The 14,479-nt window shown below is 58.4% G+C and carries 10 protein-coding genes; 7 read left to right on the top strand and 3 right to left on the bottom strand.

The features are described from left to right. Nucleotides 1-68: 68 nt before the first annotated feature. Both ampC and ABD720_RS04235 read right to left on the bottom strand, forming a co-directional pair. Nucleotides 69-1,241, bottom strand: coding sequence for a class C beta-lactamase (gene ampC / locus ABD720_RS04240; RefSeq protein ID WP_344761986.1), 1,173 nt, complete (start codon nt 1,239-1,241; stop codon nt 69-71). Between the two features lie 187 nt (nt 1,242-1,428). Then, on the bottom strand, nt 1,429-3,468 hold the full coding sequence (locus ABD720_RS04235; protein ID WP_344761985.1) for a diguanylate cyclase domain-containing protein: 2,040 nt from the start codon (nt 3,466-3,468) through the stop codon (nt 1,429-1,431). A gap of 821 nt (nt 3,469-4,289) precedes the next feature. On the opposite strand from ABD720_RS04235, the gene ABD720_RS04230 reads away from it, so the two are divergent. The 5 genes from ABD720_RS04230 to ABD720_RS04210 are packed head-to-tail and all read left to right on the top strand — an operon-like array spanning nt 4,290 to nt 9,447. Next, nucleotides 4,290-5,096 carry a DUF3348 domain-containing protein gene (locus ABD720_RS04230; RefSeq protein ID WP_344761984.1) on the top strand — a complete coding sequence of 269 codons (807 nt, stop codon included), beginning with the start codon at nt 4,290-4,292 and terminating at the stop codon, nt 5,094-5,096. Beyond that, complete coding sequence (locus ABD720_RS04225) at nt 5,089-7,260, top strand: DUF802 domain-containing protein (RefSeq protein WP_344761983.1); 2,172 nt, start codon at nt 5,089-5,091, stop codon at nt 7,258-7,260. The genes ABD720_RS04230 and ABD720_RS04225 overlap by 8 nt, the downstream gene beginning before the upstream one ends. Then, complete coding sequence (locus tag ABD720_RS04220) at nt 7,260-7,919, top strand: OmpA family protein (RefSeq protein WP_344761982.1); 660 nt, start codon at nt 7,260-7,262, stop codon at nt 7,917-7,919. Before ABD720_RS04225 ends, ABD720_RS04220 begins: the two co-directional genes overlap by 1 nt. Further along, nucleotides 7,916-8,647: a DUF2894 domain-containing protein gene (locus ABD720_RS04215; RefSeq protein WP_344761981.1), complete on the top strand. Its 732-nt coding sequence runs from the start codon at nt 7,916-7,918 to the stop codon at nt 8,645-8,647. The genes ABD720_RS04220 and ABD720_RS04215 overlap by 4 nt, the downstream gene beginning before the upstream one ends. Next, entirely contained in the window at nt 8,644-9,447 is an 804-nt protein-coding gene (locus tag ABD720_RS04210) for an alpha/beta fold hydrolase (protein WP_344761980.1), read from the top strand. The genes ABD720_RS04215 and ABD720_RS04210 overlap by 4 nt, the downstream gene beginning before the upstream one ends. A gap of 94 nt (nt 9,448-9,541) precedes the next feature. Here the strand turns inward: ABD720_RS04210 and ABD720_RS04205 are convergent, their stop codons facing one another. Continuing rightward, a complete protein-coding gene (locus ABD720_RS04205) occupies nt 9,542-11,122 on the bottom strand; it encodes an isocitrate lyase (protein ID WP_344761979.1) in 1,581 nt (526 codons plus the stop codon). 506 nt (nt 11,123-11,628) lie between these two features. Between ABD720_RS04205 and ABD720_RS04200 the strand changes: the two genes are divergently transcribed. After that, complete coding sequence (locus ABD720_RS04200) at nt 11,629-12,009, top strand: DoxX family protein (protein ID WP_344761978.1); 381 nt, start codon at nt 11,629-11,631, stop codon at nt 12,007-12,009. Between the two features lie 253 nt (nt 12,010-12,262). Then, nucleotides 12,263-14,437 (top strand): catalase/peroxidase HPI, encoded by a 2,175-nt coding sequence (gene katG, locus ABD720_RS04195; RefSeq protein ID WP_344761977.1) that lies wholly within the window; start codon nt 12,263-12,265, stop codon nt 14,435-14,437. Nucleotides 14,438-14,479 lie beyond the last annotated feature (42 nt).

Here is a 14,479-nt window from a genome sequence, read left to right as displayed (position 1 = left end):
CCGTTAAGAGGGAGACATCTGTTGAATGCCGCAGATGATCGGCACACCGACCGGCGTATGCCGTTGCATCAGGGCTTTCTCGACAGCAGCATCCTGATCAGCGAGTAGGTCGCGCCAATCCGCGCTTGATTCGGATAATTGCGATTCGCGAGAACCACAATACCAAGGTTCTCGCCAGGCAGCACGGCAACGTAGCTACCGAAACCATTCGTCGATCCGGTTTTATTGAGGATCACATCTTTCTGCGGCGGCAGCGCAGGCACGATCCTGTCTGCTCTCTGCGGATTCAGGATGAAGTCGTTACTGTTGGCCTGCTTCATCGTGTCCGGATCAGCGGGCCATGGGTACTGCTCCCAGACCATATCCTGCGTAAATCGGGCCGTGTCAAACTGGCCTTCCTGGGTGCGACGTATGGACGCCCGGATGTGAGGCGACACCTTCACCAGCCCGAGTTCCACATCCAGAAGCCGCAGCATGTCACGCGCGCTCGACTTGATTCCGTAAGCTTCAGCAGCGAGCACTCCGGGCATGACCCGAATAGGCTGGTCAGTCTTTCGGTCATAGCCGAACGCATACGTTGTCAGGCGGTTCGCCGGAACATCGATCCAGGTATTCGTCAAACCCAGCTCGGGGAGCAGTACCGTCTGTATCGCCTGTCGGTAGCTCATACCCATCGCCTCAGCCGTGATGCTGCCAAGCAGACCCATGCTGATGTTGGAGTAACTGCGGGACCCGGGCTGAGGCGGCGTCCAGTCTTTCAACCACGTCACGAGTTCGCTGGTGCTGGTGATGTGATCCGGCACCTGCAACGGCAGTCCGCCGGAATGGTGGGTCGCCAGGTCCATCAGTGTCATGTCGTTACCGATCGAACAGGCATCGGCGCACAAAAAATGCGCCACTTTGTCGTCAAGAGATAGTTGACCCCGTTGTTCGGCCAGCGCTGCCAGCGTGACACTGAAGACCTTGCTGACCGACCCCAGTTCGAACAGCGTGTCCGCAGTAACGGGGCGATGATCGGCACGCGAGGCCAGCCCGGTGGTGTAAAAACTGTGTTCACCGTTTCTTGTGATGCCTACTACCAGACCGGGAATGTTGTAGTCCCCGATCACCTTGGCATAGGCAGCACGGGCTTGCAATTGGAACGTGTCTTCGATGGCGAATGCAGGTGACGCAGTCGCCATGAAGGTAGCCATCGTGAAGGCAGCCACCATGATGGCGATTAATTTTTTGTGGTGGGTCATCTGGCGTCTTTCGGCAGAGTGTGACGGGTTGTTCCTTGCGGAGATTTAACCGCGCCATTGTTGCGAGCTTGCGGTGCAGACTCCCGTGCACGCAGCGCAGCGATAGGATGCGGAGTGCGTTCTCTGATGACGCTGTTGACATGGCCGACCAGTGCAAGCGTGTTCATCCGAACGCCAATCGCGAATGTCAAAGCGCCTTACTCTCCTCGTACTCGGCAATATTGAATGACGCACGCCCGCTCTTTTTGCATTCATACAAGGCGGCGTCTGCGCAAGCGACGAGCTGCTTGGGCGTTCGACTGTCGCCACGGTAAAACGCAATGCCGATACTGGCGCCGAAGCCCTCGACATCCAGTGCCGGAAATACGGTCTTGTAGCGTCCGATCGCATCAACAAGGTCGCCGGCAATCCGTTTCGCTACGTCGTCGTTGGGAATCGCGTCCAGGATCAACGTGAATTCGTCACCACCCAACCGCGCTACCGTATCTGTCTCTCTGGTGACCAATGCCATCTGGGCCGCACACCATTGTAATAACTCGTCCCCTGTGTTGTGACCGAACCTGTCATTGACGGACTTGAATTTATCGAGATCGACGAACATGAGCGCCATCGTGCTTTTTGTTCGTCTTGAACGCCCCATCGACAGCTGCAACCGGTCGTCGAACAGAGCACGGTTTGCCAGACCGGTCAGCGCATCCGTCAGAGCAACCACGCGCATTTTTTCGCCGGTCAGTTCGAGTGCGTTGATGAGCGGGTTCAGCATGGCGCGCGCAACGCCGATACTCACCAGAATGAGACACAGAAAAAACGGAAATGTACTGAAGAACTGCTTGCGAATTGGTGCGTAAAGGTCGGTCATGTCTCGCTTGATTGCCATACCCAGCCCGGTACTTCCGATAGGCCCGAATGCCGCCATGACCCGTTCGCGACGAAAGTCGGTTGTGATTTCGGTCGCTGTCTCACCGTTGGATGCACGCGTCAACGGCAATGCACGTCCATCAAGGTAGCTCGGAAATTGCGCTGCGACTTTGCTCCACCGAAAAGGAAAGCATTGTTGCTTGTCACCGTCGGCTGCGCAGACCACCATATCGCTGGTCTGCGCGCCGCTGATGGCTTTTTTATGCAGCAGCGTCAAGTCGTCCATACGCTGTTCGGCGTCGACAAAGCCAACCACCTCGTCGTTGCGGTGCACCGGAAGGTGGGTACGCAAGACATAGCCTTTATCCCAGAGCAATTCGACGCCGGTATTACCCCATAGCCGGATACGCTGCTCAGCCTTGACGACAACCGAACCGGCTGACGCAACGAGCTTGCCGTCGTTGGTGCGGATTGAAAAAGCACTGAAGTCCCTCTTCACAAACGAGTGCGCCGCCGCTGTCATCAGCTCGACTCGCTCGCCATTCGAGGTACGATCTTCGGCAATCTCGACCAGCGCTTTTATGATGGCGGGGCGCTCGCTGGAGAGTAGCGCCTTGTCAAAATGCGAATTCAGGAGCGTATCAAAAAAGAGCCGCTTGTCTTTTGCGACAACATCCATCTGATCGAGCATGATTTCTTGCGACCGGCCCTGCGACAAGCCAAACGCGATCAGCGCAACAGTGGCAACAATGACGGTAACCAGGACATCTACTGCCAGATAGATACTGGACGGTTTTACATCCTTTCTCGGGTGATTGTTCCATGCCGCATCGCGCCAGAGTCCCCACATACCTACGGCGAGCGCCAGAAACAGGATCGCGGTGCCGAGAGCTGCCTGTTTGACCTTGCCGGTCGTGAAAATGTAGTCCGTATTGACGTATTCGTTAAGGATCAGGATCACGCCGATTGCGGCAATACCCGCCGTGCCGAGCTGGATCACCAACCGATTGGTCCGTGACTGGGTCGGCGCGAGCATCAGGAGCAGCACGCCGCTCAGTACGAACACCGCCACAGCACCGGGGCTCATGGCCAATGTCGCCGTGGAAAAATACAAACTCCTGGCCAAACCATCAGTCAACAGGCCGATCGCGCCAACGGTACTCAGCGCCAATAAACCGGCAGCGACACCGCGTTGCATAAGCCTGAGCGCAAGTGGGTGTCGCAAGCCAGCGACAACAAACACCGTTCCTGCGAGGATGAATTCGATGGCGACCACCACAGAGATCGCCTCACCCTCGAAAAACAGACGCGTCGCACTGGCGTTTCCGGTAGCCCATCCGATACAAACCAGAATTCCGGCGATGATCACCCCGACACCTGTGATTGCAGTAGCGCGTGGCAAAACCCAATTTTTTAAGGAAAGTAGTCGCATGGTTGCTGTTTGCACGGGATTGGATTGTGCAATCCCCAAGTTGAGCGCAAGGGCGCTGTCCGTCTGGCCAACAAAATAAATGGCCGGAATTTTAACGTTCTTTACAAAATGCGTGATGGAATTTTAGTCTGTAATTATCAACAATTACTATCGGTTACCAAGCGACTTGATAACAATCAGCAGCAGCCGCCGCCACATTTCGCTTTTGGTCGATGAACCGGAGCAAACATGGATAAAACGTTGACAGAGCGTCGAATGGTGCAGGGGCAGGCCATGGGGAGCAAATGACATGGCACACGGGTGGGTTACGAGTCATTCCAAATTGATGGGGCAAAATAGCTCTTGCTTTGGCATCCGCACCGCATTTGAATGTGGTGTGGGACCACGTCGCTGCTGCGGTCAGGCGGCGCACGCCACCAAAGCGTTTGTGTGTCGGTTACCGGGTAGTCCGGGGGGATAATAATTTTGTGTAATCGGTCATTTGGCAGGAGACCGCCGCCTACAACGAAAAACATGACCAAGCGCAAAGTTGCACAACAATTCCGAGTTCCGCATTATCGATAGCCGCGACCTGACCCGCTGCGCGTTTGGGCTTACCGTCCCTGCGCGATATAATCGCGCCCGGACAGATTCGATGCAGCAGCGCTGACATTGCAGCATCGAAATATCTCCGAGACGCATATCCCTGCGCAGCGTGAACTCACAGCCGCCCTGCTTTTTCCGATATTGATTGCACCTGTTCCTGATTGCCCCTGCTTATGACGCGAGCGTTACCGCGTACAAATTTTCACAGCTCAACCCTGATGCGTTGTCTCGCGGACCTGGCCATCGTCGATGCAGCCGCGCCGACGAGCACGTTTGCAGAAAAACTGGGCTTGTGGATACACTTTACCGACGCCATCACGCTGTCTGCCGTACTCAACGACAGCAGGACCGGCGTGCCGGCGTCATCGGAAACAGTGTCGGACCCGACGTCCATCGACAGCGAATTCACCCGAGTACAGGCTGGTCTGATCGAGTCGATCACCAGGAGCTGCTCATCGGCGTCCGGCACCAGCAACACCCACATCAAATTACCCGCGCCAGCACGCGATCTGCCGCTCGACCTGGCGACGGCCTATGCGCCCTACCGCCGGTTCTATGAGGCCCACCAGCGCGAGATGGAATTGCGCCTGCAACCGCTGCGGGTCAACGTTCGGGAGGCGCTTGAAAAGGCGTCACCGCAGCTCACGCAACTGGCCGACCTGGACGCCGTGTTCGAGCAGATACTGCGCGATCGCGAGAAGCAATTACTGGCGACAGTGCCGCTCCTTCTGAAACAGCGTTTTGCGCATTTGTTCACGGCACATCAGCAGTGGCTGGCCGAACGGCAACTGCCAGACAATCCCGCCGGCTGGACCAACGCCGGCGGCTGGCTGGTGCGCTTTTGCGATGACCTGCGCATGCTGCTGCTGGCGGAACTGGCGCTGCGGCTGCAACCGGCGCTGGGGCTGATCGAAGCATTCAATGAACACCTGCTCCGCACACACACCACACACAACATTCACAAAGCACGCAATGAATAGACATGCATTTACCGTCGCCTTTTTCCTCGGCGCAATCGGGATCATCTGGATCGGCATCGGCTTCATCGACAGCAGTTTTCTGGCGCTGGCGATGACGACCATCATAGGTGCCGTGTATGCGTTTGGCGCGCTCGAACTGCGCCGGTTTCGTCAGGCGACCGCGACACTGGCTGCCGCGCTCGCAGCGATTCCCGCGAACCTGGCCGACCTGGGCGACTGGCTGGCCGGCGTGCCGGCGTCATTGCAGAATTCCGTGCGCTTGCGCATCGAAGGCGAGCGCGTCGGCTTGCCCGGCCCTGCCCTGACGCCCTATCTGGTCGGGTTGCTGGTGATGCTGGGCATGCTGGGGACATTTCTGGGCATGGTGGTGACCCTCAAGGGCGCCGTCTTCGCACTGGAAAATACCACCGACCTGCAGGCAATGCGCTCGGCGCTTGCCGTGCCGGTCAAGGGATTGGGGCTGGCGTTTGGCACGTCGGTGGCCGGGGTCGCGGCCTCGGCGATGCTGGGCCTGATGTCGGCACTCAGCCGGCGCGAACGGGTGCTGGCAGCACAGCGACTCGACACCAGCATTGCCACGGTATTGCGGCGCTTTTCATTGACTCATCAGCGGCAGGAAACCTTCAAGGCACTGCAGTTGCAATCGCTGGCACTACCTGCCGTGGTCGATCAATTGCAGGCAATGATGGGGCAGATGAACGACATGAACCAGCAGCTGGGCCAGCAATTGAGCCAGCGCCTGCTCGGCAACCAGGAAAACTTCCACAGCGCCATCAAAGGCGTCTACACCGATCTGGCCAGCGCTGTCGATCAGTCCCTGCGCGACAGCCTGAGCCAGAGCGCTCACGTGGCCGGCGAAAGCATCAAACCCATAGTCGAAGCAGCGATGAGCGGGATCGCGCGGGAAGCGACATTGATGCACGGGCGCATGGCCGATACCGTGCAGTTGCAGCTCGACGGCCTGTCGGCACGCTTCACCGATACCGCGGCCACCGTTGCCGATACCTGGACGGCGTCACTGACCAGCCACGAGCAGGCCAACAGCAATCTGGTCGCCGGCATCGGCCAGGCGCTGGCGGCCTTCAGCACCACCTTCGAGCAGCGTTCAGGCGCGCTTGTGGCCACTGTCGGCGAGACCTACGCCAGCCTGCAAACCGCCCAGGCAACGCGCGAAAATCAGCAGCAGCAGGCATGGACGCAATCGCTGGAAGTCGTGGCCGCCGCACTCACGCAGGAACTGCAACACACCGGCGCACAAACGCTGGCGCAACAGCAGCAACTCTGCGACACGCTGACCCGGACCGTGCAGGACATCACCGCGCAGGCGCACAGCAGCGCCAGCACATCGCTCGACGAGACCAGCCGCCTGCTGGCGAGCGCCGAAGAACTGATGCGCTCCCGCATTGCCGCTGAAGCTGACTGGGTCGAACAGCACCGTGCGCGCATGGATCAACTGACCAGCCTGCTGCGTTCGGAACTGGGCGCACTCCGGGACGACGAAGCGCTGCGTGGCAATGCCGCCGTCGAACGGCTGGCGCAATTGCAAACCGCGCTGACCAGCCATCTGACCACGCTGGGCTCGGGGCTGGAAGCACCGATCACGCGCCTCATCGAAACAGCCTCCGAAGCACCGCGTGCTGCGGCCGCCGTCATCGGCCAGCTACGCCAGGAAATTTCCGGCAATGTCGCGCGCGATAACGCCTTGCTGGAAGAACGCAGCCGCATCATGGCAACGCTCGACACCCTGCTCACGGCGATCAATCACGCCTCCGTCGAACAGCGCGCCGTGATTGATGCGCTGGTGGCGTCGTCGGCGGTGGCGCTCACTGCGGCCGGCGGCGCGTTCTCGGATACGATTGCCAGCGAAGCCGCGAAGCTCTCCGACATCGCCGCCCACGTCACCAGCAGCGCGATTGACGTCTCCAGTCTGAGCGCGTCCTTCGGTGTTGCGGTGCAGACGTTTGGCGACGCCAATGACAAGCTGATCGCCAACCTGCAGCGCATCGAAGGCGCGATGGACAAATCGATGCTGCGCAGCGACGAGCAACTGGCCTATTACGTGGCGCAGGCGCGCGACATCATCGACCTGAGCCTGATGTCGCAAAAAGAGATGGTCGAAGAACTGCGGCAGCTGCCGGCGCAGTTGTCCGAAAGAGCAAATTGATGAGCGACGGAGTAAGCAACAACGTCGACGACAGCGACGCCGGCATGGAAAGTACCGCGCCGGTCTGGGCGGTCTTTGGCGACCTGATGTCGGGCTTGCTGGGTGCGTTCGTGCTGTTGCTGGTGGGCGTGGTGGGTGTGCAGATGGAATTGACCTCGCACCTGCAGGACGAAGTCAAAAAACGCCAGGTCGAAGAGCAGCGCCGCATGACGCTCGAAAAAGCGCTGGCGATTCCGCTCGCGACAGGCCGCATCACCCTCAACAACGGACGTATCGGCATCAGCGGGCAGGTGCTGTTTGCGCTCAACTCGGACCAGCTGCAGCCCGATGGCAGGCAACTGCTGACCAGCCTGGTCACGCCCTTGCGGGCGTACCTGATGTCGCGTGGCGAACTGCTGATGGTGAGCGGATTTACCGACGACACCACGATTCGACGCGGCCGCTTTGCCGACAACTGGGAGCTATCGGCCCAGCGTGCCTTGACCGTCACCCGGACCTTGATCGATGAAGGCATGCCGTCGTCGATGGTGTTTGCCGCCGCCTTCGGTGCCGAGCAGCCGGTCGGACCCAACACCGATGACGCCGCCCGCGCGCAAAACCGGCGGGTCGAAATGGCGCCCGTGCCAAAAACGCCCAACGCCAAAACTCCCCCCCAATGAATGAAGCGCAACACAGTGACAGTACCGACGCGCCCGCAGATTTCGGTGCGCTGATCGCCTCGCTGCATGCGGCGGGCGTCAACCGGTTTGATCCGGTACGCCTGCACTACGCCGAGGTACTGGCCGCACGCGCAATGGCCCATCAGGGCACGGTCAAACACCTGCTCGACGCACGACTTGCGCAAGCACTGGCAGAACTGACTCAACGCTTCGAGCAAGCCCAATCCGATGCCCGAACCACCATGGACCGGACAGTGCTGCACACGCCGCAAGCGGCCGACCAGTTGCTGCGCTACTTCGCCGCACATGATTTCAGAGGAGTGCAACGCTGCGCAGAGTCGCTGAACAAGCGCGGGCAGCCGGCATCGCTGGGCGCGCTGGTGCGCCTGCTCGGGCAGGCGGCGCCCGACAGCGCCGAGGTGCATGCGGACGACAAAACCGGCGCCCGCACCGAGCTGAAAACCCTACGCAAATTCAGGAACACCTGGTCCACACTGAGTGCGAACAAGCAAGTCACGCAGGCACTGGAGCAAGCGCCGAAAAATGCCGGCCCGATCAACTCGCACATGCTGGTGCTGCGTTCGCTGGCACTGATGCGCACTATCTCGCCGGAGTATCTCCACCGGTTTTTGTCGTATGCGGATACCCTGCTCTGTCTGGATCCGGGCGAGAAGGAAAAGCCGGCCACACTAAAAAAATCCCCTGCGGTGAAGGCGACGAAAAAATGACTGGTCAGCTGCAAAAAATCTCGTCGCAGGATAGCTGGATACACGGCACCGGCGGCCGTCTGTTCGTGCGCGTCTGGTCGCCCGAACTACCAGACTCGACGACTCCCATCTGCCTGCTGCATGACTCGCTGGGCAGCGTTGAATTGTGGCGCGATTTCCCCGAACAGCTCTGCGCCCATACCGGACGCCAGGTCATCGCGTACGACCGACTGGGCTTTGGCAAATCCGACGCCCGCCATGAAAAGCTGCCGATAGATTTTGTCGCACGAGAAGCCGAAGGCGACTTCGCAGCGGTGCGACAGCAGCTCGGCATCGGAAGTTTCATTGTGTTTGGCCATAGCGTTGGCGGTGGCATGGCGATCCACTGTGCGGCCACTTTTGGCGACGATTGCGTGGCAGTCATTACCGAGTCTGCCCAGGCCTTCGTCGAAGACAAAACCGTGCAGGGTATCGAAGCCGCGCGTGCATTGTTCACAGACCCCGAGCAGGTCAGTCGCCTGCGTAAATATCACGGCGAAAAAGCGGCATGGATACTCGACGCGTGGATCGGCACCTGGCTGAGCCCCGCGTTTGCATCCTGGTCGCTAAGGTCCGTCCTGCCGCAATTGACCAGCCCGCTGCTGGTGCTTCACGGGCGGGATGACGAGTATGGATCGACACGGCATCCGGAACTGCTCGGGCAACTTGCGGGAGGCACGACCGAGGTCGTCATCATCGACGATACGCGGCACGTACCGCATCGCGAGCGCGAGGCCTGCGTTGTTGACCTGGTCGCTCGCTTTTTGCGGTCGCACGACTGACTGCATCAGCGCGCCTGATCCGACCAGCATTCGAGGCACGAAAAAAAGCTCGCCGAAGCGAGCTTTTTAACAACGACCTGTTTGTTGAAACAGCTTAGAACTGGTTCATCGTGTTGTCTTTACCCGATGCTTTCAACGCCGCTTCGCCGCTGAAATACTCTTTGTGGTCATCGCCGATGTCCGAACCGGACATGTTCTGATGCTTCACGCAAGCGATACCCTGACGGATTTCCTTGCGCTGAACGCCAGCGACATAACCCAGCATGCCCTGGTCGCCGAAGTAGTCTTTGGCCAGATTGTCGGTCGACAGTGCCGCCGTGTGGTACGTCGGCAGCGTGATCAGGTGATGGAAAATACCGGCCTGGCGGGCTGAGTCAGCCTGGAAGGTGCGGATTTTTTCATCGGCAGCGAGGCCCAGTTCGGTGGTGTCGTAGTCAACACTCATCAGTTTGGCGCGATCGTAGGCTGACACGTCTTTGCCTTCGCTCTTCATGCTGTCAAACATTTGCTGACGGAAGTTCAGTGTCCAGTTGAATGACGGGCTGTTGTTGTAGACCAGCTTGGCATTCGGAATGACTTTGCGGATCGCGTCGACCATGCCGCCGATCTGGGCGATATGCGGCTTTTCGGTTTCGATCCAGAGCAGGTCGGCACCGTTTTGCAGCGAGGTGATGCAATCGAGTACGCAACGCTCTTCGCCCGTACCTTCACGGAACTGGAACAGGTTGCTTGGCAACCGCTTTGGACGCACCAGCTTGCCATCACGCTTGATGACCAGGTCGCCGTTGCCCATCGAATCGAGCGAGACTTCTTCGACATCGAGGAACGAGTTGTACTGATCGCCAAGATCGCCTGGCTCACGCGTAACCGCGATCTGCTTGGTCAGGCCGGCACCCAGCGAGTCGGTACGCGAGACGATCACGCCGTCTTCGATACCCAGCTCAAGGAACGCGTAACGGACGGCGCGGATCTTGGCGAGGAAGTCTTCGTGCGGGACGGTGACTTTACCGTCTTGATGGCCGCACTGCTTTTCGTCGGAGACCTGATTTTCGATCTGGATGCAGCAGGCACCGGCTTCGATCAATTGTTTGGCCATCAGGTAGGTCGCTTCAGCGTTACCGAAACCGGCATCGATGTCGGCAATGATAGGCACGACGTGGGTGATGTGGTTATCGATCTGGCTCTGGATCGCTTGCTTGGCAGCGCCTTCGGCACCGTCGAGCTGGCGGAACAAGCCACCGAGCTCACGGGCATCGGCTTGACGCAGGAACGTGTACAGCTCACGGATCAGGTCGGCGACGGCGGTCTTCTCGTGCATCGACTGGTCAGGCAGCGGACCGAATTCCGAACGCAAGGCGGCGATCATCCAGCCCGACAGGTACAGGTAACGACGCTCGGTGCTGTTGAAGTGCTTCTTGATCGAGATCATTTTTTGCTGGCCGATAAAACCGTGCCAGCAACCCAGCGACTGGGTGTACTTGGATGGATCAGCGTCGTAGTTCGCCATGTCAGTGCGCATGATCTTGGCGGTGTACCGGGCGATATCCAGACCGGTTTTGAATTTGTTCTGGGCGCGCATGCGGGCCGCGGACTCCGGATTGATCGCGTTCCAGGCACTACCTTCTTTGTCTTTCAGACCGGTAAGGGCTTTGATATCGTCTTGGTACTGGGACATGGCAACTCCTAAATGATGAACTGAGATGGGGAAAAACGTAGTCAGAGACGGCACACCTGATCACGCTTGGACGCAAAACAGGCTGGTGAAACCGAAGCAGAACTGCATGGAAGAATAATAGCCATTTTTTCGCCGATGAGCTATGTCTTATATAAGACATATGACTTAAATTATTCTGATTATTTACAATGACTTAACCATTATTTTTCTTCATGCGAAAAAGCTTTTCATGAGGCGAAACAAACCGCGTGCATTTTTCATCGCTTGTATTGCACTATGTGAAAAGTGTTTTTTGCATCGTGAGAAACTGGGCTTTTGCACGACTGAAATTTCTTCATGGATTCGCCTGCATCCGGGCCATCTGCGCAGCAGGCATCCTGGATCAACGGTAACCTGCAGTGTGGCTGCATGAAAACGGACTGAAGACCATCGCAACGCACGCCATCGACAAACCACCAGTCCGAACAGTCACCACGGTTCCACCCTTTTCTCTGATTGAAACATTGATGAAATCACCTTGGCTACGCTGGCTTCTTGCCTTGTTCTTCATTACGGCAGGCATTCTGCATTTTATTTTTCCCGACCAGTACGCGCGCACCATGCCGTCGTGGATACCGTGGCACGACGCGCTTGTCAGTATCAGTGGCCTGTGCGAAATTGCCGGCGGAATCGGAGTGCTGTTGGCACGAACCCGATGTGTGGCAGGTATCGGCCTGATCTTGCTGTCGCTGGCAGTTTTGCCGGCCAACGTGCAGATGCTGATCGACGCGCAGCACGCAGAAAAAGCGGCGTGGTTGATCACATTGCTCTGGTTGCGCTTGCCCTTGCAGGCGCTGCTGATCATCTGGATATGGCGGACCACGCGGACCACGCGCCCCACTGCCTGAGTTCTTCCCGTAGTCACGGTACGGTGCTGATGGCTGCAGCTTCCGGCTATTTCGGTTACCACTCCGCTCTGCCTATCACTGTCATTGGAATATTGACTTAGGTGAAACCCGCCTCGCTAGGTATAGTCAAGTTTCGTTTGAGGAAGTGTCAGGCCGTAGTTCCAAACCGGATCGCTCCTGCACCCTGCGCTTTCATGGACTTGTAGCACCCGCACTCAAACCTCAGTCACTCCAGTCAGGAAACAAGACAATCATGGATACATTGAACCAGAATACCGCCGGCAAATGCCCGGTCATGCATGGCGGAGCCACGCCACCGAATGCGTCAAAGATGGAATGGTGGCCGAAGGCCCTGAACCTCGACATCCTGCATCAGCACGATACAAAAACCAATCCGATGGGAGAAGGCTTCAGCTACCGCGAACAGGTCAAGCAACTTGACATCGCGGCGCTCAAGAAAGACATGCTCGCCTTCATGACGGACAGTCAGGACTGGTGGCCAGCCGATTGGGGCCACTACGGCGGACTGATGATCCGTGGTGCGTGGCACTCTGCCGGCACCTACCGCATTGCTGACGGTCGCGGCGGCGGTGGCAAGGGTAATCAGCGCTTTGCACCGATCAACTCTTGGCCGGATAACACCAACCTGGACAAGGCACGTCGCCTGCTCTGGCCGATCAAGAAAAAATACGGCAGCAAGCTCAGCTGGGCTGACCTGATCCTGCTGGCAGGAACGATGTCGTATGAATCGATGGGGCTGAAAACCTTCGGTTTCGCGTTTGGTCGCGAAGATATCTGGCAGCCAGAACTCGATACTTACTGGGGCGCAGAAAAAGAGTGGCTGGCACCGAGCGGCAGCACCAACAGCCGCTACTCCGGCATGCGTGACCTCGAAAATCCGCTGGCTGCAGTGATGATGGGACTGGTCTACGTCAATCCGGAAGGCGTGGACGGCAACCCTGATCCGCTCAAGACTGCCGCCGACATTCGCGTGACGTTCGAGCGCATGGCCATGAACGACGAAGAAACCGTTGCCCTGACTGCTGGCGGCCACACGGTCGGCAAATGTCACGGCAATGGCGATGCGAAGCTGCTCGGCCCTGAGCCAGAGGCCGCTAGCATCGACGAACAGGGACTGGGCTGGATTAACCACACCACACGCGGTATTGGTCGCGATACGGTAACCAGCGGCATCGAAGGCGCATGGACCACGCATCCGACCAAGTGGGACAACGGCTATTTTTACTTGCTGTTCACCTATGACTGGGAACTCAAGAAGAGTCCGGCCGGAGCCTGGCAGTATGAGCCGATCAACATCAAGGATGAAGACCGGCCGGTTGATGTCGAAGATCCGTCGATCCTGCGCACGCCGATCATGACCGATGCGGACATGGCCATGAAAATGGACCCGGCTTACCGCGCAATTTCCGAGCGTTTCTATAAGGACCCTGCGTACTTTTCCGAGACCTTTGCCCGTGCCTGGTACAAGCTGACGCACCGCGACATGGGACCAAAAGCGCGCTACTTTGGCCCGGACGTACCAGCAGAAGAACTGATCTGGCAGGACCCGGTACCGGAAGGTCGCACCGACTTTGACGTAGCCGCGGTAACGGCGAAGATCGTCGCCAGCGGGTTGAGTATCAGCGACATGATCACGACGGCCTGGGATAGCGCCCGTACTTTCCGGGGTTCGGACAAGCGCGGCGGTGCCAACGGTGCACGCATCCGCCTGGCTCCGCAAAAAGACTGGGAAGGCAACGAGCCTGCCCGTCTGGCAAAGGTGCTGGCAGTCCTGGGCGTGATCGCAGCAGACACCGGTGCCAGCTTTGCCGATGTCATTGTGCTGGCAGGGAACGTCGGTGTTACGCAGGCGGCCAAGGCAGCTGGCGTGAACGTCACGGTTCCGTTCTCAGCAGGTCGCGGCGATGCAAGCCCCGAGATGACGGATACCGATTCCTTCGATGTGCTGGAACCGGTCCATGACGCGTATCGCAACTGGCTGAAAAACGACTATGTCGTCAGCGCCGAAGAGCTGATGCTCGACCGTTCACAGTTGATGGGGCTGAGTGCCCACGAGATGACCGTACTGGTTGGCGGCATGCGGGTTCTGGGTACCAACCACGGTGGCACCATGCACGGCGTTCTGACCACCCGTGTGGGCGTCCTGAGCAATGACTTCTTCGTCAACCTGACCGACATGGCGAACACCTGGAAGCCTACGGGCAAGAATCTATACGAGATCCGCGACCGCAAGACAGATGCTGTCAAGTGGACGGCAACCCGGGTTGATCTTGTGTTCGGTTCCAATTCGGTCCTTCGCGCCTACGCTGAGGTGTATGCGCAGGATGACAGCAAGGAAAAGTTTGTCCATGACTTCGTCGCGGCATGGACGAAAATCATGAATGCTGACCGTTTTGATTTGAACTGACCGTCAGGTCAAATCGCTAATCCCCGCGTTGCGCTACGTTGC

This window comes from Actimicrobium antarcticum (assembly GCF_039536745.1).
GTDB lineage: Bacteria > Pseudomonadota > Gammaproteobacteria > Burkholderiales > Burkholderiaceae_D > Actimicrobium > Actimicrobium antarcticum.
Note: the sequence above shows the minus strand (reverse complement) of the source record. Positions and strands in the feature narration are given on the sequence as shown.